Annotated in this window: 19 protein-coding genes and 2 CRISPR repeat arrays; of the genes, 5 read left to right on the top strand and 14 right to left on the bottom strand. The window is 71.5% G+C overall.

Annotation, left to right across the window (positions count from 1 at the left end):
* Positions 1-3: 3 nt before the first annotated feature.
* Complete coding sequence (locus IPK24_02970; GenBank protein ID MBK8074534.1) at positions 4-282, top strand: DUF4235 domain-containing protein; 279 nt, start codon at positions 4-6, stop codon at positions 280-282.
* Here IPK24_02970 and IPK24_02965 read toward each other — a convergent pair.
* Entirely contained in the window at positions 272-1,501 is a 1,230-nt protein-coding gene (locus tag IPK24_02965; GenBank protein MBK8074533.1) for an imidazolonepropionase, read from the bottom strand. The genes IPK24_02970 and IPK24_02965 overlap by 11 nt on opposite strands.
* 96 nt (positions 1,502-1,597) lie before the next feature.
* Between IPK24_02965 and IPK24_02960 the strand changes: the two genes are divergently transcribed.
* The gene (locus IPK24_02960) at positions 1,598-1,969 is read left to right on the top strand and encodes a hypothetical protein (GenBank protein ID MBK8074532.1); all 372 of its coding nucleotides are present in this window, start codon (positions 1,598-1,600) and stop codon (positions 1,967-1,969) included.
* 40 nt (positions 1,970-2,009) lie between these two features.
* A complete protein-coding gene (gene mmuM / locus IPK24_02955) occupies positions 2,010-2,930 on the top strand; it encodes a homocysteine S-methyltransferase (GenBank protein ID MBK8074531.1) in 921 nt (306 codons plus the stop codon).
* Here mmuM and IPK24_02950 read toward each other — a convergent pair.
* The 6 genes from IPK24_02950 to IPK24_02925 form a co-directional block, all read right to left on the bottom strand.
* Positions 2,917-3,321, bottom strand: a complete 405-nt coding sequence (locus IPK24_02950; GenBank protein ID MBK8074530.1) for a DUF3592 domain-containing protein — start codon at positions 3,319-3,321, stop codon at positions 2,917-2,919. The two genes, mmuM and IPK24_02950, sit on opposite strands and share 14 nt — an antisense overlap.
* Positions 3,318-4,556 carry an MFS transporter gene (locus IPK24_02945; GenBank protein MBK8074529.1) on the bottom strand — a complete coding sequence of 413 codons (1,239 nt, stop codon included), beginning with the start codon at positions 4,554-4,556 and terminating at the stop codon, positions 3,318-3,320. The genes IPK24_02950 and IPK24_02945 overlap by 4 nt, the downstream gene beginning before the upstream one ends.
* Positions 4,553-5,122, bottom strand: coding sequence for a TetR/AcrR family transcriptional regulator (locus IPK24_02940; protein ID MBK8074528.1), 570 nt, complete (start codon positions 5,120-5,122; stop codon positions 4,553-4,555). Before IPK24_02940 ends, IPK24_02945 begins: the two co-directional genes overlap by 4 nt.
* Positions 5,123-5,180: 58 nt before the next feature.
* Entirely contained in the window at positions 5,181-6,014 is an 834-nt protein-coding gene (locus tag IPK24_02935; GenBank protein MBK8074527.1) for a CoA ester lyase, read from the bottom strand.
* A 70-nt stretch (positions 6,015-6,084) separates the two neighbouring features.
* A complete protein-coding gene (locus IPK24_02930; protein MBK8074526.1) occupies positions 6,085-7,149 on the bottom strand; it encodes a CoA ester lyase in 1,065 nt (354 codons plus the stop codon).
* A gap of 166 nt (positions 7,150-7,315) precedes the next feature.
* Positions 7,316-8,662: a formimidoylglutamate deiminase gene (locus IPK24_02925; GenBank protein ID MBK8074525.1), complete on the bottom strand. Its 1,347-nt coding sequence runs from the start codon at positions 8,660-8,662 to the stop codon at positions 7,316-7,318.
* Positions 8,663-8,748: 86 nt separating this feature from the next.
* Here IPK24_02925 and IPK24_02920 point away from each other — a divergent pair, with 86 nt between their 5' ends.
* Both IPK24_02920 and IPK24_02915 read left to right on the top strand, forming a co-directional pair.
* Positions 8,749-9,585 (top strand): amidohydrolase family protein, encoded by an 837-nt coding sequence (locus IPK24_02920; GenBank protein ID MBK8074524.1) that lies wholly within the window; start codon positions 8,749-8,751, stop codon positions 9,583-9,585.
* Entirely contained in the window at positions 9,542-9,913 is a 372-nt protein-coding gene (locus IPK24_02915; protein MBK8074523.1) for an amidohydrolase family protein, read from the top strand. Before IPK24_02920 ends, IPK24_02915 begins: the two co-directional genes overlap by 44 nt.
* Here the strand turns inward: IPK24_02915 and IPK24_02910 are convergent.
* From IPK24_02910 to cas1e, 7 genes are all read right to left on the bottom strand, one after another.
* Complete coding sequence (locus IPK24_02910; GenBank protein MBK8074522.1) at positions 9,879-10,325, bottom strand: type II toxin-antitoxin system VapC family toxin; 447 nt, start codon at positions 10,323-10,325, stop codon at positions 9,879-9,881. The genes IPK24_02915 and IPK24_02910 overlap by 35 nt on opposite strands.
* Positions 10,288-10,527, bottom strand: a complete 240-nt coding sequence (locus IPK24_02905; GenBank protein ID MBK8074521.1) for a type II toxin-antitoxin system prevent-host-death family antitoxin — start codon at positions 10,525-10,527, stop codon at positions 10,288-10,290. The genes IPK24_02910 and IPK24_02905 overlap by 38 nt, the downstream gene beginning before the upstream one ends.
* Positions 10,528-10,626: 99 nt before the next feature.
* Positions 10,627-12,737: direct repeats of the CRISPR family, unit length 28 nt; unit sequence GGATCACCCCCGCCTGCGCGGGGAGCAC.
* Positions 12,738-12,892: 155 nt separating this feature from the next.
* Positions 12,893-13,708 (bottom strand): ExeA family protein, encoded by an 816-nt coding sequence (locus tag IPK24_02900; protein MBK8074520.1) that lies wholly within the window; start codon positions 13,706-13,708, stop codon positions 12,893-12,895.
* Positions 13,705-15,225 (bottom strand): DDE-type integrase/transposase/recombinase, encoded by a 1,521-nt coding sequence (locus IPK24_02895; GenBank protein MBK8074519.1) that lies wholly within the window; start codon positions 15,223-15,225, stop codon positions 13,705-13,707. The genes IPK24_02900 and IPK24_02895 overlap by 4 nt, the downstream gene beginning before the upstream one ends.
* Positions 15,226-15,357: 132 nt before the next feature.
* Complete coding sequence (locus IPK24_02890) at positions 15,358-15,963, bottom strand: helix-turn-helix domain-containing protein (GenBank protein MBK8074518.1); 606 nt, start codon at positions 15,961-15,963, stop codon at positions 15,358-15,360.
* Between the two features lie 201 nt (positions 15,964-16,164).
* A CRISPR array of direct repeats spans positions 16,165-19,063; the repeat unit is 29 nt; unit sequence GGGATCACCCCCGCCTGCGCGGGGAGCAC.
* A gap of 44 nt (positions 19,064-19,107) precedes the next feature.
* Positions 19,108-19,482 carry a type I-E CRISPR-associated endoribonuclease Cas2 gene (gene cas2e, locus IPK24_02885; protein ID MBK8074517.1) on the bottom strand — a complete coding sequence of 125 codons (375 nt, stop codon included), beginning with the start codon at positions 19,480-19,482 and terminating at the stop codon, positions 19,108-19,110.
* On the bottom strand, positions 19,479-20,414 hold the full coding sequence (cas1e, locus tag IPK24_02880; GenBank protein MBK8074516.1) for a type I-E CRISPR-associated endonuclease Cas1: 936 nt from the start codon (positions 20,412-20,414) through the stop codon (positions 19,479-19,481). The genes cas2e and cas1e overlap by 4 nt, the downstream gene beginning before the upstream one ends.
* Between the last annotated feature and the right edge of the window lie 8 nt (positions 20,415-20,422).

The following is a 20,422-nucleotide window of genomic DNA, read 5'->3' as shown; positions in this document are numbered from 1 at the left end:
ACCGTGGGATCGTTGGTCTGGAAGGTGCTCGGCACCGGTGCAGCCGTACTGGCTGCCTCGCTCGCCGAGAAGGGCATCACCACCGCGTGGCGAGCCGCCACCGGCGAGGAGCCCCCGGTCAACCCCGAGGACCCCGACACGCACTGGGGCGAGGCGATCAGTTGGGCGGTGCTGTCGGGCGCCGCCATCGGCGTGGCCCGGTTGGTGGCGACCCGCCGCGCCGCCGCCTACTACCGCGAGTCCTCCGGGTCACTGCCGAAGGGCCTGGCCGTCAAGGGCTGACCAGCTCACCGCGCTGCATGACCTGGCGCACCAGCGGAACACCCGGCCGATAGGCCAGGTGCACGAAGGACGGTGCGTCCAGGATCGCCAGGTCGCCCGCGGCACCCACCGTCAGCGCCCCGATGTCGGTGCGCCGCAGCGATCTCGCGCCACCCGCGGTGGCCGACCAGAGCGCCTCCGCCGGGCTCATCCGCATCGCGATCACGCCCAGCGCGATGCACAACGGCATCGACGAGGTGTACGACGAACCCGGGTTGCAGTCGGTGGCCAGCGCCACGCACACCCCGGCGTCCAGCAGGCGCCGCGCGTCCGGGTAGGGCGAGCGGGTCGACAGTTCCGCCCCCGGCAACAGCGTGGCCACCACGCCGGCGTCGGCGAGCGCGGTGACGTCGGCGTCGTCCAGGTGGGTGCAGTGATCGGCCGAGGCCGCCCCCAGCTCGGCCGCCAGTTGCACTCCCGGCCCCGGGCCGAGCTGGTTGGCGTGCACCCGGGGCAACAGCCCGCGCGCCATGCCGGCGCTCAGGACGGCGCGCGCGGCGTCCGCGTCGAAGGCACCGCGCTCGCAGAACACGTCGACCCAGCGCGCGTGCGGGGCGCAGGCGTCGAGCATCGCCCCGGTGACCAGGTCGACGTAGCCCGCGACATCGCCCCGCTCGGCGAACTCCGGTGCCACCACGTGAGCGCCCAGGTAGGTGGTCTCGGCGGTGAGATCGGCGGCCACGACCAGCGCGCGGGCCTCGTCGTGGGTGGTCAGCCCGTACCCCGACTTGATCTCGACCGTGGTCGTGCCCTGGCGCCGCATCTCGGCCACCAAGCGGGCGGCGTTGGCCCGCAGCTCCTCGTCGGAGGCAGCACGCGTGGCCGCCACGGTGGTGCGGATACCGCCCGCGCTGTACGGCGTCCCCGTCATCCGGGCGGCGAACTCGGCGGCGCGGTCGCCGGCGAAGATCAGGTGCGCGTGGGCATCGACGAACCCCGGGACGACGGCCGCACCCGCGACATCGATCCGCCGGTCCGCGCCGACGGAGCCCGGCGAACCCGTCGAGCGTTCGGCGGGCCCGACCCAGGCGACCCGGCCGCCGTCCAGCACGATCGCCGCATCCCGCAGGAGGCCCAGCCGAGCGATGTCCGGCGGATCGGTGGCAACGGCCCACCTCGGATCATTGGTCACCAGTTCACCGATGCCGGTGATCAGCACGGACGACGCCACCCCAGACATGGCCCCACGGTAGGCCAGAGCAGTCTCACCCGGAGTTCATCGCACCGTCGCGTCACGGGCACCCCACCGTGACCTCCGCCGGGCACCGTTTGTCCCATGGCCATGCGCGTGCAGTACTACCACCTCGACTCGGGGTGGTTCTGGCGGCTGCTCGGCGCGAACAACCGCACCCTGGCCTACGGACCCGACCCGATGCCCGACCGGGCGAGGGCGGTGAGCGAGGCCCGCGCCGTCTTCCAGGCGGCGGGCAGTGCCCAGTTCGACCTGTTCGACGAGGGTCGGGAATGGCATTGGGCGATGCTCGTGTCGGGGCGGCTCCGTGCCGTCTCGGCGAACCGGTTCGGCCGGCGCCTGGACTGCGTGCGGGCGGTGCGTCAGTTCCGCAAGGCTGCCGTCCTCGCCGGACAGGCCGAGCCCGACGGCGCAGAGCTCACCCAGGCCCCGGTGACCCCGTCGTTGCCGGGATGACCCACAATCGGTGCTCGTGAGCATCGATGCATCGACCTCCTTGGCGCAGGCCATCGCCCACGAACGGGTGGTGCTCGACGGTGGCCTGGCCACAGAGCTGGAACACCGGGGGCACGACGTCTCCTCGGATCTGTGGTCCGCCGCCCTGTTGCGTGAGGACCCCGACGAGATCCGGGCCACCCATGCCGCCTACTTCGCGGCCGGCGCCCGGGTGGCCACCACGGCCAGTTACCAGGCCAGCTTCGAGGGTTTCGCGGCTGCCGGGATCGACCGAGGCGAGGCCGAGACCCTGATGCGGCGCTCGGTGTCCCTGGCCGCCCGGGCACGCACCGAGTGCGGCCTCGATGGCCATGCCTGGGTGGCCGCGTCGGTCGGGCCGTACGGGGCCGTGCTCGCCGAGGGCCAGGAGTACACCGGCGACTACCCCGCACCGCGGGACACGGTGGCCGGGCTGCGAGCCTTCCACCGAGAGCGGCTCGAGGTGTTGCTGGACGCCGGTGCCGACGTGCTGGCCTGCGAGACCATCCCGCGGCTGGCCGAGGTCGAGGCGCTGGTCGCCGAGTTGGACGAGCTCGGCGCGCCCGCCTGGATCTCGCTCACCACGGTCACCACCGACGATGGCCGGGTTCTCACCCGCTTCGGTGAGGACGCCGGCGAGGCCTTCGCACTCGCGGGTGCGGCGTCGTCCGTGGTGGCGGTGGGGGTGAACTGCACCGCGCCGTCCGGGGCGGGCGCGGCGGTGCGGCTGGCTGCCGAACGCTCGGCCAAGCCGGTGATCGTCTACCCGAACAGCGGCGAGACCTGGGACGGCGCCCGACGCGCCTGGGTCGGTGCGCCCGGGTTGGACGGCGCCGACGTGGCCGGGTGGATCGCGGACGGCGCGCGCCTGGTCGGTGGCTGCTGCCGGATCGGGCCGCAGGACATCGCCGCCCTGAGCGGAACGGTGCTCAGCTCGAGATGAGCGCAAAGACCACGAGGATCACCGAGATCACGCCGAAGACCACGGCCCCGACCAGGTAGGCCCGCGAGCGCCCTGGGCCGACCAGGACCGTCTGGGGCTTGCGTGGGTCATAGACCACGGCCATCGTCCGGTCGGTGATGAACGGCCGCGGGGATGAGATATCCCCTACCGCGCGAACGGATCTGCCGCGCTCGGTGACGAACTTCAGCACCGGGTGAAACAGGACGCGGCCGTCGTCCGACGTGACACGGCGGCTGTCGACGATGGTCGCGATGGCGACCTCACCGGTGCGGCGCAACTCCGGCTCGTGCAGTCGGGCCCGGACCGCGGCGATCACCATGCCCACGGCCCCGAGCGCCGGGAACGCGGCGAGCAGCAACAGGAACCTCACGACGGTGAGGCTACGCGAGTTGCGGCCGCCTCCGACGGGGCCGTCGGCGACTGGACTCGACCCGGCACCTGGCGCCACAGGAAGGGCACCACGGCCAGCAGCACGAGGGTCACCAGCATGACGCCGACGAACGGCAACCAGTCGGCCACACCGAACGCCGCACCGCACACACCCGCCGACAGGGCCACGGCAGCGGTCTGCAACGCGGTGAACAGACCCTGTGCGCGGCCGGCTGCCTCATCGGGCACGTGTTCGGTGAGCAGGGACTGTGCCGCGGGGACGGCGAACACGAAACCGACGGACTCGACCATGCCCAACCCGATGAGCCAGCCCACGCTGGGCAGGAACGGGTACAGGCCGGCGAACACACTGCCGCTGAGCAGCCCGACCATGACCAGGACCCGGCGATCCTGCCGGTCGGCCAGCCACCCGCCGAACGGGGCGATGATCGCGAAGGGCACCGCGAACAGCGTCCAGGACAGGCCGATCTGCGCGTCGGTCGCCCCCCGGGCATCCATCAGCAACGACCAGCAGGCCTCGTAGACGCCGGTCAACACCCCACCGATCACGGCCACCAGCAGCACTCCGGTCAGTGCCCGGCCGGCCACACCACGCCGGGGCAGGCGAGCCAGCGCGGCGTCCGGATGCGGGGTGAGGTCGACCGAGGCGGCGCGCGAGAGCAGCACCGGAATGCAGGCCGCCAGAGCCGCCGCGGCCGAGACCACGAACAGGGTGCCCATGTGCGCGATCCCGACCGCGGTACCCAGCATCGGACCGACCGCGATGCCGGCCAACTCGGCGCCGCTGACGATCGCGAAGGCGCGGCCACGGGCCGCCAAGGGCACCGCACGGGCCACCAGGGACAGGCAGGCGACCTGCGCGGCGCCTGCTGCGGCCCCCTGGGCACCGCGCAGCCCGAGATAGCCCCAGCCATTGACCTCGAGCAGGAATCCGGCGCTGGCCAGGGCATAACCGATCAAGCCGGTCAGCAACACCCGGCGATGACCGATCCGGTCACCGAGCCGGCCCGACAGGTACTGGGCGAGCACGCCGGTGGCGAAGAACGAGGCCATGACGGCACCGATCAACCCGGTCGGGTTGTCGCGCTCGGCCAGGTAGATCGGCAGCAGCGGCAGGACGGCGCTGGAGCCGGTCCACTGCAGGAAGACGGCCGCCGCGAGGGCGAGCACCAGCAACGAATAGCCCGGCTGCAGCCACCGGCGGAGGGCGTTCACGAGGGGTCTGCCAACTGGCGCAGCCGGTCGGCCACCTGCTCGCGCCGCTGCGGGGTGAGGGCGTCGATGCCGAACAGCTCGCACAGCCAGAGCCCGTCGGCGGCCAACCGGGCGATGGTGGCCCCGACCGGGTCGGCGGCCTGCTCGATCTGGTGCTGCCAGTCGTCGAAGGCGGCGCGCAGCGGGGCGAGCAACTCGGGTTCGGCGGCCACGGCGGCGAGCAGGGCGGCGCCGACGCGCTGTTCGTGTCGGGCGGCGGCCGGTTCGATCGGCTCCTCGACGAGGCACTCCTCGACGTACACCCGGACGAAGGAGTGCTGCGGGTGAGCGGCCCGGACGTCGTCCAGCCCGGACTGGAAGCGCGCGATCAGGCGCTCGACCATCGCCGCCACCAGGTCGTTGCGGGTGGCGAAGTGGTAGAGCACGCCGCCCTTGCTCACCCCGGCCCGCGCCGCTGCCTTCGCCAGGGTGAGGTGCGCGACGCCGTCCTCGAGGACGACGTCCTGGGCGGCCTGCAGGATCAGGTCACGGGTCGCGGCGGCGTCGCGTCCGGCGGTCTTGGCCATGCCGGGAGGCTATCACCGACTGTACCGTCTGGACGGTACAGTTCCCGCTCTCTCGGTGTCAGGGGGTGGCGGTGATGGCGGCGTGGAACGCGAGGGTACGGCGGGCGGTGTCGACGTGGAGGTTCTCGACCATGCGACCGTTGTGGACGACGACGCCCTTGCCCTCGGCGATCGCCGCCTCGAAGGTCGCGATCAGGGCGCGGGCATCCTCGACTGCGGCTTCGGACGGCGCCCACGCCTCGTTGCACGGCCCGATCTGGCCCGGGTGGATCAGGGTCTTGCCGTCGAAGCCCATCTCGACGCCCTGGCGACACTCGGCGGCGAAGCCCTCGGCGTTCTTCACGTCGTTGTAGACCCCGTCGAGAATCGCCTTGCCGGTGGCGCGGGCCGCCAGCAGACACAGGCCGAGGCCGGTCAGCAACGGCTGACGACCCGGGACGTGCTCGGCGCGGAGCTCCTTGGCCAGGTCGTTGGTGCCCATCACCAAGACCGCCAGCCGCTCGGACGCCGCGGCGATCTCTTCGCAGTGCAACATCGCCACCGGGGTCTCGACCATGGCCCAGATGAACGTGTGGTCGGGCGCGCCGGCCTTGTCCATCGCGGCCTCGATGGTGCGGACGTCGGCCACCGACGACACCTTGGGGACGACGATCCCGCCCGGCCCGGCCGCCGAGGCCGCCGCGATGTCATCGGCGAACCACTCGGTGTCGAGTCCGTTCACCCGGATGGTGAGTTCCTTGCGGCCGTACTCCCCCGAGGACGCCGCGACGCAGACCCGTTCGCGAGCATCGGCTTTGGCGTCCGGGGCGACCGAGTCCTCGAGATCGAGGATCAGCGCGTCGGCGTCCAACGCCTTGGCCTTCTCGAGCGCACGCTCGTTGGCACCCGGCATGTAGAGCACGCTGCGGCGCGGGGTGAGACTGGGGTCGGTCACGACACTCTCCTTGGGGGGTGCGGATTGCTCAGAAGCCGTACGCAGCAGCGAGTTCCGGATCGCGCGCCGCGAGGGCACGGGCCAGATCGACCATCACCTGGCACTGCTTGCACGAGGCGTCGTCCTCCATCCGCCCGTCGAGCATCACCGCGCCGCTGCCGTCACCCATCGCCTCGATCACGCGCAGGGCGTGTGCCACGTCGTCCGGGGCGGGCGAGAACACCTTCTTGGCGATCTCGATCTGCACCGGGTGCAGGCTCCACGCCCCGACACAGCCGAGCAGGAAGGCATTGCGGAACTGGTCCTCACAGGCGACGACGTCCTTGATGTCCCCGAACGGTCCGTAGTACGCGTAGATGCCGTTCGAGGCGCAGGCATCGACCATGCGCGCGATGGTGTAGTGCCACAGGTCCTGCTGGAACACGGTGCGGTCGGCCTGGTATCCCACGGCGCCGTCGTCCAGCACCGGCGGGTCCTCGCGCACCAGGTACCCGGGGTGACCGCCGCCGACCCGCGTGGTCTTCATCCGGCGGTTGGCGGCCAGGTCCGCCGGACCGAGCGAGAGACCCTGCATCCGCGGGCTGGCACCACAGATCTCCTCGACGTTGGCCACGCCGCGGGCCGTCTCGAGAATCGCGTGGATCAAGATCGGCCGGGTGAGCCCGGCCTTGGCCTCGAGCTGGGCCAGCAGCCGGTCGACGTAGTGGATGTCCTCGGCGCCCTCGACCTTGGGCACCATGACCACGTCGAGCTTGTGCCCGATGGCCGGGATCAGCGTGGTCAGGTCATCGAGCACCCAGGGCGAGTCGAGCGCGTTGATCCGGGTCCACAACTGGGTGTCACCGAAGTCGGTGGACGCCGCGATGGCCACCAGCCCGGCGCGCGCGGCCTCTTTGTTGTCCGCCTTGACGGCGTCCTCGAGATTGCCGAGCAGCACGTCGACCTTCGAGGTCATCTCCGGCACCTTCGCCGCCATCTTGGCGTTCGACGGGTCGAAGAAGTGGATCATTCGAGAGGGTCGGAACGGGATCTCGCGCAGGGGCTGCGGGGCACCAACCGCAAGCGCACGAAAGAAGTCCTTGGCAGGCCGCATGGCGCTCAGCCTAGGTGCCCGGCCGACCCTCGCCACGTCGCGCCGGTCACACCCCAGCCAACCCGCTCATGCTCCGCGGGTGACCGCTCATACTCCGCAGAGGAGCGGATGGAAACCTTTACATGCCACGTTGAGCGTCACCTGCGGAGCATGAGCAGGTTGGTGCTCAGGCCTCGCCCCAGGCCCGGGCGATGGCGCGCGTCAGCGCCCGCGGGACGCCGCCGGAGGCTCGCAGCGGCAGGTGACGCCCGTCCTCGACCACGGTGCGCCCGCCCACGACCACGGTGTCGACGTCACTGGCCGAAGCGACCATCGGGATCTGGCCGGGCAGTGCGCCCGACGTGCGCAACGAATCGAGCCGGACGCCGACCAGGTCGCACAACGACCCGACCTCGATCCGCCCGGCCTCGGGCCAGCCCAGCGCGGCATGCCCCGCCGAGGTCAGCGAGGTGACCAGCTCCTCGACCGAGAATCGGCCGCGACGTCCGGAGGCCAGGCGTTCGTGCATCTCCAGCATCCGCGACTCGGCGATCATGTCGATCATCACGTGCTGATCGGTGCCCAACGCGATCGGCGCCCCGGCGTCGGCCAGTTCGCGCGCGGGACCGATGCCGTCCGCCAGATCCTGCTCGGTACTGGGGCAGATGCAGGCCGTGGTCTGTGAGGCGCCCATCAGCACGATGTCCTCGGCCGACAGATGCGTGGCGTGCACCGCCGTGGTGGCCGAACCCAGCACCCCGTGGTCGGCCAGCAGCTGGGTGGGGGTGCGACCGTAGGCCGCCAGGCAGGACGCGTTCTCGGCCGGCTGCTCCGACAGGTGCACGTGCAGCGGCCGCGGTGAGCCGTCCTCCCCCACGTCGGCCTCGACGATCACCGACAGCTCGTCGACCGGGACGGCGCGCACCGAGTGCACCGCCGCCGCCACCCGGAAGCTGTCACCGTCGGCCAGCTCGCTCACCCGCATCGCCCAGCTCTCGGCGTCCCCGTCGTCGAACCGGCGCTGCACGCCCTCGAGCGGGACGTCGATGCCACCACGCAGGTAACAGGTGTCGAGCAGCGTCATGCGCAGACCCGCGCGCGCGGCGGCCTCGCGCAATGCCTCGCCCATGGCGTTGGGCTCGCCGTATCGGGCGCCCCCCGGGCCGTGGTGCAGATAGTGGAACTCGCCGACGCAGGTGACACCCGACAGCACCATCTCGGAGAAGACCGCGGTGGCCAACTCGCAGTAGGTATCGGGGGTGAGCCGGTCGGCCAGCGCATACATCCGGTCGCGCCAGGTCCAGAAGGTGCCACCGTCGGTGTGGGTACGACCGCGCAGCGCGCGGTGGAAGGCATGAGAGTGGGTATTGGCGAACCCGGGAAGAACGAGCAGGTCGAGCTGCGTGTCGCCCGGCTGGGCCTGGGTGTCCGTCTCGACGGCAGTGATCGTTCCGTCCGTGCCGGAACTGATCCTCACCCCAGCGGCCGGGCCCTTGGGCAACCAGGCGTGGGCGCACCACCACGTGCGGTTCACGGTTGCATCCTGCCCGTTTCGCTCCGCGAGCGCACTACCTGGGCATCAGAACCGCCCGGCAGGCCTACCGGACTAGGGTGCCCAGCGTGAGTTCAGAGCCCGCAGCACTGCCCTCATCCATCGTTGTCGAGCGGTTGGTCGAGGACGCCTTCGACGGACCGGTCTGGCTTCAGCTGGACGACGGACGCGTGGTCGCCCGCGGTAGCGGCGCGCCACCCCGGCCGGCCGAGGCCACGATCGAGCTCGCCGTCCCGGGTCTGTTCGACATGCACTGCCACGGTGCCGACGGGGTGGATTTCGGAGCCCTGGCAACAGATCCGGCTCCCGGCCTGGCCCACCACGCCCGGCTCGGGGTCACCCGGCTGGTGGCCACGATCGCCACCATGCCGCTGCCGGCGTTGCTCGATCGGCTGCGCGAGCTGGCCCCGCTGGTGCACGACGGCACCCTGGCCGGGGTACACCTCGAGGGGCCGTGGTTGTCGGTGCACCGCTGCGGCGCCCACGACCCGCGGCTGCTGCGCACGCCGTCCCCGGCCGAGGTCGACCAGGCCCTGGACGCCGCGGGCGGAACGATCCGCATGGTCACCCTGGCGCCCGAATTGCCCGAGGCGCTGGACGCCGTTCGCCGCCTGACCGAGGCCGGCGTCACCGTCGCGCTGGGGCACAGCCAGGCGCCGGCCGACATCGTGCATGCGGCTGTGGACGCCGGTGCCCGGGTGATCACGCACCTGTACAACGGCATGCCCTCGCTGCACCACCGCGATCCGGGGCTGGTCGGGGTCGCCCTGAGCGATGCCACGCTGACCGTCGAGGTGATCGCGGACGGCGAGCACGTGGCCGACGAGGCGATCGACGTCGTCCGGGCCGCGGCGGGGGCGGATGGCGTTGATCTCGGACGCCATGGCGGCCACCGGACTCGGTGACGGCGACTACCTGTTGGCCGGCTCGCAGGTGCGGGTGCAGGACGGCGTGGCGCGGGTGGTCACCTCAGACGGCTCGGCGGGGGCGCTGGCAGGCAGCACGACGACGGTGGGCGAGGCGTTCGGTCGGCTGGTGCGCCGCGGCGTCCCGGTGGTCGAACTGGTGCGCGCCGCAACCTCGACCCCGGCCCGCGCGCTGGGCCTGTCGGTGCCCCAGCTCGCCATCGGGTCGCCGGCCGATCTGGTCGAGATCACCGAGACGGGCGTGGGGCGTGTGCTGCACCGCGGCCGGTGGCTCACCACCCCCGCGGCACCATCCCTGCCTCACTGAAGGCGCTGTCGCAGCTGACCAGCGACAGCGACTCGAGCAGGCATTGCGCCGCCAGCATGCGGTCGAACGGGTCGCGGTGAGCCCAGTCGAGCGCGCCGGCCAGGAGCGCATGCTCGGAGGTCACCGGCAATTCCTGCGCGCCGAGGCGGGACACGTGACGCGAGTAGGCGGCCAGCAACGGGTCGGCCTGCGGGAGGCGTCCGAGTCGGTGCTTGGTCGAGAGCTCCCACGCCGTGGCGGCGGAGACGACCAGGCGGGTCGCCGAGTCCTCGATCACGGCACGTGCGGCCGAGCCCAGCCGCGACGGATCGGTCAGTGCCCACAGCAGGGCATGGGTGTCGAGCAGTACCGCTGGCGGCGGCGCGCTCGGTGCCTCAGCCACGAGAGGGGACTTCCCAGTGATCGAGTTCATCGTCCGGCAGCGGGTCGAAGAAGCTCTCCGGCACCCGGTAGTGCACGAAGCCGAGTTCTCGCCCCTTGGTCCGCGCCAGCGGGACCAGGCGCGCGATCGGGGTGTCACCGCGGGCGATGACGATCTCTTCCCCGTCCTCCACCGCAGCCAGCAGGGCTGACAGATTGGTCTTCGCCTCGTGCACCTTGACGATCCGCTCCATCCGATCAGACTAACCTAGTCCATCTTGTTAGTCCGTGAATCGAAGCCTTCCTCTCATAGGGCGCTTCGCCGCAGCAAGAACCAGGTCCTGGATTGCGCTCGGATCACCCCGTCTGCGCGGGGAGCACGGCGACGGCTTGGCGAGGTCGCCCTCGATCGTGGGATCACCCCCGCCTGCGCGAGAGCACCGTTGTAGTCCAGCTCGTTGATCGAGCGGAGCTGGGATCACCCCCGCCTGCGCGGGGAGCACTAGCCGCGGCCCTGATGCGGTGCCCACCACCAGGGATCACCCCCGCCTGCGCGGGGAGCACCCAGGTCGCCGAGGGCGCCGAGGGCGCCGAGGGCAAGGTCAGGGATCACCCCCGCCTGCGCGGGGAGCACTGAGGGTGTCGCCGAGTGAACCTGTTGCAGGCGGGATCACCCCCGCCTGCGCGGGGAGCACCGGCCGCAGGCCGGGTTCCGTCAGCTCGAGCTGGGATCACCCCCGCCTGCGCGGGGAGCACGTTCATCTCCCTGATGGTGAGTGCCATGGCGCGGGATCACCCCCGCCTGCGCGGGGAGCACAGCCATGTTCGGAACCAGGTCCGAACGGAACAGGGATCACCCCCGCCTGCGCGGGGAGCACCTGGTCGACCAGATCGGCCGCGGCGGCGCGGCGGGATCACCCCCGCCTGCGCGGGGAGCACGTGGGTTGGCTGAGCGTGCTGTGGTTGTGGGTGGGATCACCCCCGCCTGCGCGGGGAGCACGGAGTCCCCTTGGTGGGGAGGGAGGGTTTCCCGGGATCACCCCCGCCTGCGCGGGGAGCACTGTGAGGCATGGGGTCTCCCGTGGTCAGTGGGGGGATCACCCCCCGCCTGCGCGGGGAGCACAACGGCGACCGCGTCACGTCATGGGTCGATTCAGGATCACCCCCGCCTGCGCGGGGAGCACAGCTTCCCCATCGACCACGCGTAGCGCGTTCCGGGATCACCCCCGCCTGCGCGGGGAGCACCCTAGTAGGACGAGGCCGAGCACAACCCACGTGGGATCACCCCCGCCTGCGCGGGGAGCACTCAGTGTGCTGCGGCGAGGTCGTACCGGATGGGGATCACCCCCGCCTGCGCGGGGAGCACGAGGTCAGCGCGTACCGAACCGCGTTCCAGCCGGGGATCACCCCCGCCTGCGCGGGGAGCACCCCGGATTGCGCTGTCACGCGCAGAATCTCGGCGGGATCACCCCCGCCTGCGCGGGGAGCACGTTGTCGTTGTTGCTCTCGCGTGGCTCGGATTGGGATCACCCCGCCTGCGCGGGGAGCACGGACTCGGATCGTCGACGACCACAGACACCGGGATCACCCCCGCCTGCGCGGGGAGCACAGGGCGCGCGCGTTGAACAGGTTCGACTGCCCGGGATCACCCCCGCCTGCGCGGGGAGCACTTGGTGCCCGAGCCCAGTGTGTACGCCGAGCCGGGATCACCCCCGCCTGCGCGGGGAGCACGCGGCATCGTCACAGAGCTGGACACCGAGGGCGGGATCACCCCCGCCTGCGCGGGGAGCACAACGCCTGGTCGAACGACTACGTGAACGTCACGGGATCACCCCCGCCTGCGCGGGGAGCACCTCGGAAGTTGAATATCTGGGCCAGGTCAGAAGGGGATCACCCCCGCCTGCGCGGGGAGCACGTCCCTGCTGGCCGTGGCCGGCCTCGCGTGGCTGGGATCACCCCCCGCCTGCGCGGGGAGCACGCTTCCTCGAACCGGGTCGCCCATGTCGACCGGATCACCCCCGCCTGCGCGGGGAGCACGCCGCCGAGATCGGCTCCAACGCACTCAACACGGGATCACCCCCGCCTGCGCGGGGAGCACTCGGGCATGTGGGTCATCTCCTGAGGTCGGTGGGGATCACCCCCGCCTGCGCGGGGAGCACCCGCTCGTGATCGGCAAGGCGTTCGCCGACGCGGGATCACCCCCGCCTGCGCGGGGAGCACGAGGGCAGGCACAGTCAATGCCTCCCCACCCGGGGATCACCCCCGCCTGCGCGGGGAGCACGCCACGGCTGAGAACGCCGGGCCGAGCACGCTGGGATCACCCCCGCCTGCGCGGGGAGCACACCGGGGTGCCCGAGGTGCCGCGCACGATCACGGGATCACCCCCGCCTGCGCGGGGAGCACGACCCGCTTCGGTACGGGGTTCAGGTCGGCCAGGGATCACCCCCGCCTGCGCGGGTGTTGACCGTCGCTGATCTTGCCGATGACGCCGTTGTTGTGGATGCCGATGAAGTTGTTGTGGAAGGGCCCCGTCCGCTGGTTGCGGACGGGGCCTTGGTCGGTGTGGCGCCGGGTTGGTCGGCGGGGTGATGGTGCCGATCGTTTTCTGGGCGGCTGGGTTCAGTCGGCGCCGGTTTCGGAGATCGCGATGCGGGCGGCTTTCTCGTCGACGATCGTGCTCTGGCGTGCGAACGCGGAGGTGAGGGCGTTGACGGCGAGGTTGTTGACTGCCCGGGGGTAACCGCGCGCGGCGTTGTGGATCAGGGTGATGGCGTCATCGCTGAACAGGGTGTCGGAGCGGCCGGCGATCTTGACGTGGTGGGTGATGTAGTCGCTGGTCTCGGTGGGGGTCATCCCGGCCAGGGCGTAGCGGACCGAGATCCGCTGGTCCAGTGCGGCCAGGACGCCCAGGCGCAGCCGGTGCCGCAGGGTCGGCTGTCCGACCAGGAGCGCGGCGAAGGGCGCACCGGAGTCCATGTCGTGGTTGGTCAGCATCCGGACGGCTTCGAGTTGGGCGTTGTCGAGCAGGTGCGCCTCGTCGAAGATCACGACTGGGGTGCGGCCACGTTCAGCGTGTTCGGCTGCCAGAGCTGCGGCAGCTTGCGGGACCAGCGTGGCGGTGTAGAAACTCGGTGTCTGCCCGAGCGTGGATACGACGTGGTGCAGCATGCCGCGCACTCCGATCGAGGGGTTGGGCAGGTAGATCACCACGTGCCGGGAGGTGTCGAGGCCGGCGGCGGCGGCGCGGACGGCGACGGTCTTGCCGGCACCGACTTCGCCGGTGATCACACCGAGGGCGTGTTGCTCGATGCACCAACCGATCCGGGCGACGGCCTCGGCGTGCCCGTCGTGGCGGTGCAGCATCGAGGGGGCCAGGCTTCTGCCGAACGGCATCCGGGTGAAACCCCAATGTGCTTGCAGACGCTGGATACTCATTTCCCGGCCTCCGCCCGCTCATCGCTGATGTCCTTGCTGATGTCCTGGAGTGCCTCGTCGATCGACAGCTGCCCGGGCAGCTGGCCGATGCCGGGCTGGCCGGTCTCTGGTGGCGCCGGCTGGCCGGTGGAGTAGAGGGCGTGGAAGCCGATCCGTTCGTCGGCGGCGACCTGCTCGTGGTGGGTGCCGGCGACCAGTTGCAGGTAGGCGATCCCGGTTGCCGGGGCCCGATCCGTTTCCGGTTCGAGGGTTTCGGGCCGGGCTTTCGGGTGGGCGTGACGGGTGATGCGGTGTGGCACCGCCCGCCCGTAGACCTTGTCTCGGTAGTGCACCTCGATCGTTTCCAGGTCGAAGGGGGAGAACACCAGCTCGACCTTGCGGCCGGCCAGGACCGGGTCGACCTCGTAGCTGTTGCCGTGCAGCGACACCGTCGCGGTCTTGGTCACGGTGCGCCATTGCGACCACAGGAACGCCTGCGTCAACGCCTCCGCGCTGGGCATGGCCGGGCCGTGTCCGGCGGCCTGCCAGCCCTCGTCCCACCGGGCCAGCGGGCTCTGCCCGGTCTCCGAATGGACCCGGTGGTGATAGACCGACTCGGCCCAGGCGGTGAACAGCGCGTTCAGCTCCAGCAGCGCCCCGGCCTGCGACAGTCCTCGCCCGGTGAGGTCCTCGGCGGTGCTGTCGCTGACCTCGACGAGGAACTGATCGCGGACGGTGCGGAAGAACCGTTCGATCTTCCCCCGGCCCTGCGGGCGGTGCGGGGTGGAGTGGATCAGCCGGATGCCGAGCTTGCCGCAGGCCCGCAACAGCCACGCATCGACGAACGCGCTGCCGTTGTCGACATACACCGACTGCGGGACACCACGAGCGGCCAGCGCAGGCTGCAGCGCGGCAGCCAGGCGCACGGTGTCCTCGGCGAACCCGAACCGGTAACCGGCCAGCAGCCGTGACCGGTCGTCCAGGAACGCGAACAGGTACGTCTTGCGGCCACCCACCCGCGGCCCGTGCAGGGCGTCCCCGACCCACCGTTCGTTCGGGGCGCCGGCCTCGAACCGGCCGAACACCGCCGTCGATCCTTCGACCGGCGCGCGGATCAAGTCGTGGCGGTGGAACAGCCGCAGCAGCGTCGTCTCCGACGGCGACCACCCGGTCGAGGCCTTCAAGATCCTGGCGACCTGCGCGGCGGTGCGGCCCGGGTTCTCCTTCTTCAACGCCACCGCCATGTCCAGCACCGGCGCGTCGATGCGGGTGCCGGGCTGACGCGCCGATGGGGCCAGCGCGTCGAACCCGCCGCGGCGGTAACGGCGGATCCACCGGTCCAACGTGTCCCGGGAGAAGGACACCGTCCCGCCGAACGGGCCGGCATGGGACTGCGCGGCGATCGCCCGGACCACCCGGCCACGCGCCTTCGTCGACAGACCCGGATCCAGGGCAGGGCAGATCACCTGGTAGCGGAACAACGCCACCCGCTGCGCCCGCGCCCGCCGGGCAGCCTCGTCATCGTGTTCTGAACTCACGAAAACCTCTATTCCGAAAGGGATGACCCCACGCCAGGACAGGCGCCGGTCAGTGACCTTCCGAGGTTTCCGAACAACCGCCCCGACCGTCAGAGGCAACTCGTGTTGCGCCCGCCAGCCCACACGCAGCCGTCACGACACCTGCCAACCCGGCGCCAGGAGCCGACCACCACTGCAGCTCACCGCGACCTGCCACGCCGTCACCGCGCCGAGGACACCCGGGCCGAGAACACCGACCGGCCCGAACCGGCCGACCACCGCCTCCTTCGCGGCCTCCAGCGCTGCCAGCAGATCCCGCCACCCAGATCCAGTGGCAGCAGGCACCGTGACATCGACACCGGCGCGGACCGCGACCTGCAGCAGCACCACCCGGACCGATCCCAGCCGCCCACCCAACCGGCGCAGCCAGCCCCGCACCGTCGAAGACGGCACCCGCAGCCGCTCACCGATCGAGCGGTGACCGGCACCCGCAGCACGGGCCCTGACCGCGGCACCGATCACCTCGGCGGCATACGCCCGCCGCAGCAGCACCACCACCGGCAGCAGCACATGCGTGGCCAGACACGACCCGCACCGCGCCCGCCGCGGACGCAGCGACCCCGCAAGTCCGTGAACCCTCCGCCGCCGAGCCCACCCCCACGGCCGCAGCGGCTGCTGACACCCGACCACCGGGCAGGGGACCTGCCCCCCGAACAACCGCGCCTCGACCAGAACCGAATCAGCCCCTACCGTCACCACGATGCCTCCGTGCATCAGCACGGCCCTCCCGGCGCAGGTCCTCCACGACACATCGGCGGGAGGGCCGTCGTCGTCTACGTCGGCGCGATTGTTCCCCCGTCGGCCAACCGACGGCGCCGACCACCACCCACCGGCGACACCACCAAGATCACCCGGCCATCGGCAACCAGAACGACGTCAGTCCACCCGCTCATCGGCATCAGAAGCGACGGTCAACACGCGGGGAGCACTACCGGCAGCACCGCGCGGATCGCGGGCACCAGGGATCACCCCCGCCTGCGCGGGGAGCACGGGGCGCCGGGGTGGATCAGCCAGGCCAGGCCGGGATCACCCCCGCCTGCGCGGGGAGCACGTACCAGTGCCGTCGTTGCAGAACATCTGCACGGGATCACCCCCGCCTGCGCGGGGAGCACAAGGATTCGGCGCCTCTGCGGTCCCCGGTGGCGGGATCACCCCCGCCTGCGCGGGGAGCACCACTCCTCGTCGCCCTCGGAGAGCTCGTGCCAGGGATCACCCCCGCCTGCGCGGGGAGCACGCCAAGGTCACCCCCGCCAGCCTGATCACCTCGGGATCACCCCCGCCTGCGCGGGGAGCACGTGTCGTCGGAAGGCATTGACAGCGTTGGGTAGGGATCGCCCCCGCCTGCGCGGGGAGCACAGCTCGAGCTGCGCCTTCGCCAGGGCGGCGGCGGGATCACCCCCGCCTGCGCGGGGAGCACCAGCAGGTCGCTCTCCTCGACGTGGACGAGTTGGGATCACCCCCGCCTGCGCGGGGAGCACGTCGCGCACATCGACCCCGACACCGAGTCCCAGGGGATCACCCCCGCCTGCGCGGGGAGCACCATCTTCTGCGGGTGCGCGGCTATGGCGACCCGGGATCACCCCCGCCTGCGCGGGGAGCACGTACTGGCCGCCCGGCACCGCCTCGGCGAACCGGGATCACCCCCGCCTGCGCGGGGAGCACCGCCCCGGACAGCTAGTGGCGGTCTGGCCATGGGGATCACCCCCGCCTGCGCGGGGAGCACGCAGGTGCACCGATCCCAGTCGACGCCTGGCAGGGATCACCCCCGCCTGCGCGGGGAGCACCAGGTCAGGGCTACTCACCCGAACCACCACCCGGGATCACCCCCGCCTGCGCGGGGAGCACTACCACTCACGTAGAGCTGCGATCAGCCACCAGGGATCACCCCCGCCTGCGCGGGGAGCACGCTCGGCGACCATGTGCCGGCGCATCGTTTCCGGGATCACCCCCGCCTGCGCGGGGAGCACTCACCGGCACCGGAACCACCCAGACATTCGCGGGGATCACCCCCGCCTGCGCGGGGAGCACAATGATGTGGTCGTGCTCGACGTCTACAAGCGGGGATCACCCCCGCCTGCGCGGGGAGCACACATCGGGGTTCTCCTCGTGGGTTGGGTTGCGGGGATCACCCCCGCCTGCGCGGGGAGCACACCCCGCCCGGCGTCTACCCACGCCGCGTGCTGGGATCACCCCCGCCTGCGCGGGGAGCACAGCGGCCTGGGCTGCGAAGGTGGCAGCGGATCGGGATCACCCCCGCCTGCGCGGGGAGCACAGGGTGGTGTTGCCCATCCCGGCGCCCCGGTAGGGATCACCCCCGCCTGCGCGGGGAGCACTCGAGGGCGGTCGAGGTGTAGCTGAGGAGCTCGGGATCACCCCCGCCTGCGCGGGGAGCACACGACTGTGACTGTGTATGCGTCGTCTTCCATCGGGATCACCCCCGCCTGCGCGGGGAGCACGCACCGGGATTGGAGACAGCATGCGCCGCCAAGGGATCACCCCCGCCTGCGCGGGGAGCACCCGGACGTTCGACGTCGACCTGAGGTGTCGCCGGGATCACCCCCGCCTGCGCGGGGAGCACTCGCTCGGCCGTGGCCGTGCCCCGCTCGTCGAGGGATCACCCCCGCCTGCGCGGGGAGCACGTCTCCGATCAGGGCTCGCACGACGACGGCCAGGGATCACCCCCGCCTGCGCGGGGAGCACCAGGCAGCGACATCCCCCGTCGTGGCCGGCCCGGGATCACCCCCGCCTGCGCGGGGAGCACGTTGTCTTTGTCGCTCTCGCATGGCTCGGACTGGGATCACCCCCGCCTGCGCGGGGAGCACGCCTGCGACAGGGTTCCCGCGCGCCGGAGCCCCTCGGGATCACCCCCGCCTGCGCGGGGAGCACCTCGCGCGGCGTCACGCGGGCGAGCAGGTCGGGGATCACCCCCGCCTGCGCGGGGAGCACGCCGAGCTCGGCGCCCAGGTCTCACCGTCGGGGGATCACCCCGCCTGCGCGGGGAGCACGCCGGAAGTCCTGTCGGTGCTCGAAGGGTAAGGGATCACCCCCCGCCTGCGCGGGGAGCACCGGGCCATCGCTGACGAGGTGCGCGGCGTTGCCCGTGGGATCACCCCCGCCTGCGCGGGGAGCACGGGTCGGGGCGTTACCTACCCGCGATCCGTCCCGGGATCACCCCCGCCTGCGCGGGGAGCACTTCCACTTGACCTCGGACACGAAGACCTTGGTGGGGATCACCCCCGCCTGCGCGGGGAGCACTCCTGCGATCACTTCAGTGGTAGGCGCGGACGGGATCACCCCCGCCTGCGCGGGGAGCACGCCACGGACGGCGAGCCGGTCAGGGCGCCAGCGGATCACCCCCGCCTGCGCGGGGAGCACCTACTTCGGGTGTTGCGCCGACTCCCCGAGCATGGGATCACCCCCGCCTGCGCGGGGAGCACGGTGGACCCGTCGTGACCCTGCTCGCCGTCAAGGGACCCCCGCCTGCGCGGGGAGCACCTCCGCGAGGTGTCGCTGTGCGCCATCCCCGCGGGATCACCCCCGCCTGCGCGGGGAGCACCACCGACCGGCCCACCGCACAGGAGCCGACAAGGGATCACCCCCGCCTGCGCGGGGAGCACCTCCGGTCACACGCCGGGGCGGCTCGGGTGGCGGGATCACCCCCGCCTGCGCGGGGAGCACACGGTCGAGATCGGGCCGAGCGCGCCGGCGGAGGGATCACCCCCGCCTGCGCGGGGAGCACCGCTTGGTCATGAGACGGCCCGCACTCCTCCCGGGATCACCCCGCCTGCGCGGGGAGCACACTTGCTGACCTGGCACTTTACTGGGACGGGCGGGGAACTGGCTTCACTCTGCCTTCTCCGCACGGGGCAGCACACGGCCGAACCGGCGACGCCTCGACGCAATACTCCAGCCCTCCGGAGGCGGCTTCATCGGTACGGAACCCGTGCCGCTCGGGCGGAGCATCAGCTGGATACCTTCGTAGTCTTCCGGCACCCAGTCGTGCCCGTGAACCTTGAAAGCGAGCCTTTGCTCCCCCGACCTCGAGTGGATCATCAGCGCCCGACCCGATCCCACCATCTCGACGATCCGGTCCCAGAGCAGATCCCTCACCCGGGTCGGCAAGTGGCCGACGAACACCCCTGGCGCCACTTCGAGGAGCCACCTGGTCATCAGCCCGCGAAGACCCACGGGAACCGCCGTCAGCACGACGACAATCACCAGTCGACCTCATCGTAATTCTGGCCGGCAGCAACAGCATCGGCGCGGTCGTCCCACAGACTGACCATGTCGATCTCCTCCCCGCCGGACCCCGTGTCACCCAACAGCAGGCGCCGAACGTCGGCTACGCAGCGCTCTAGCAACTTGGCCCTGAAGATCACGTCTCGCATGGTCCGGCGGGTGTGCGCTCCAATGTCCTCCACCCCCTCCTTTGCAGCCACGTCAAAGGCCGTCGGGATCACCAGGTCTGCCTTGTAGAGATCAGCGATGTCGTAGACGAACGACCGGTCGTGCCCGGTATGCACAAACCCCAGACCTGGCGAGCAGCCGAGCGCCACGACAACGGAGTGCACCGCGCCGTACATGGCCGTGTTCGCCGCCGAGAGGGCCTTGTTCACAGCGTCGGACTTCTCGAAATCGCCCGCGACGTAGCTCCGGGAGCGCCAGGCCACCCCGGTGCGCTCGCTGTGTTCCCGGTACGTGCGTTTGACCCGAGCACCCTCCCGGCCTCGGAGCTGCTGCATGGTCAGCCCGCGGGTGTCCTCCCCCACGAATCGCATCGTGTACATCTCTCGGGCGACCGCCAGGCGCGACTGCCGGTTACTCACCAGCCGCGCCTGCGCATCAAGCAACCGGGACGAGCGCGCCAGGGGCCGTCCGTGCGCGTAGTACCGGACGCCGCGCTCCCCCACCCAGACCACGTTTGCCCCGCTCTCGGCCAACAGCATCACCGCATGATGGCTGATGCTGGTCCCCGGCCCGAGCAGCAGCGTGGCGATGGTCGCTGACGGGATGTGCACCGTCCCTCGGGCGTCGGTGCTGGTGATGGCATTGGAGTCGCGATGGACTACCGCGTGCTCCAGGTAGAGGAAGGACACGCGATCCTCGGCGCGCAGCAGCTCCCGGGGCTCCAACGGCGGCGCCCCAGGCATCGGCCGGG

Source organism: Kineosporiaceae bacterium (assembly GCA_016713225.1).
Taxonomy (GTDB): Bacteria; Actinomycetota; Actinomycetes; order Actinomycetales; family Kineosporiaceae; genus JADJPO01.
This window is presented reverse-complemented; position numbering and strand designations above follow the sequence as displayed.

Bases quoted from the DNA above. Each gene is read 5' to 3' on its own strand.
- IPK24_02915 (MBK8074523.1), top strand. From the start codon at position 9,542: ATGGCGTTGATCTCGGACGCCATGGCGGCCACCGGACTCGGTGACGGC.
- IPK24_02935 (MBK8074527.1), bottom strand. From the start codon at position 6,014: ATGCCGGGTGCCAACGAGCGTGCGCTCGAGAAGGCCAAGGCGTTGGAC.
- IPK24_02940 (MBK8074528.1), bottom strand. From the start codon at position 5,122: ATGGCCAAGACCGCCGGACGCGACGCCGCCGCGACCCGTGACCTGATC.
- IPK24_02960 (MBK8074532.1), top strand. From the start codon at position 1,598: ATGGCCATGCGCGTGCAGTACTACCACCTCGACTCGGGGTGGTTCTGG.
- IPK24_02965 (MBK8074533.1), bottom strand. From the start codon at position 1,501: ATGTCTGGGGTGGCGTCGTCCGTGCTGATCACCGGCATCGGTGAACTG.
- IPK24_02910 (MBK8074522.1), bottom strand. From the start codon at position 10,325: ATGAACTCGATCACTGGGAAGTCCCCTCTCGTGGCTGAGGCACCGAGC.
- cas1e (MBK8074516.1), bottom strand. From the start codon at position 20,414: ATGCCTGGGGCGCCGCCGTTGGAGCCCCGGGAGCTGCTGCGCGCCGAG.
- IPK24_02930 (MBK8074526.1), bottom strand. From the start codon at position 7,149: ATGCGGCCTGCCAAGGACTTCTTTCGTGCGCTTGCGGTTGGTGCCCCG.
- IPK24_02900 (MBK8074520.1), bottom strand. From the start codon at position 13,708: ATGAGTATCCAGCGTCTGCAAGCACATTGGGGTTTCACCCGGATGCCG.
- IPK24_02905 (MBK8074521.1), bottom strand. From the start codon at position 10,527: ATGGAGCGGATCGTCAAGGTGCACGAGGCGAAGACCAATCTGTCAGCC.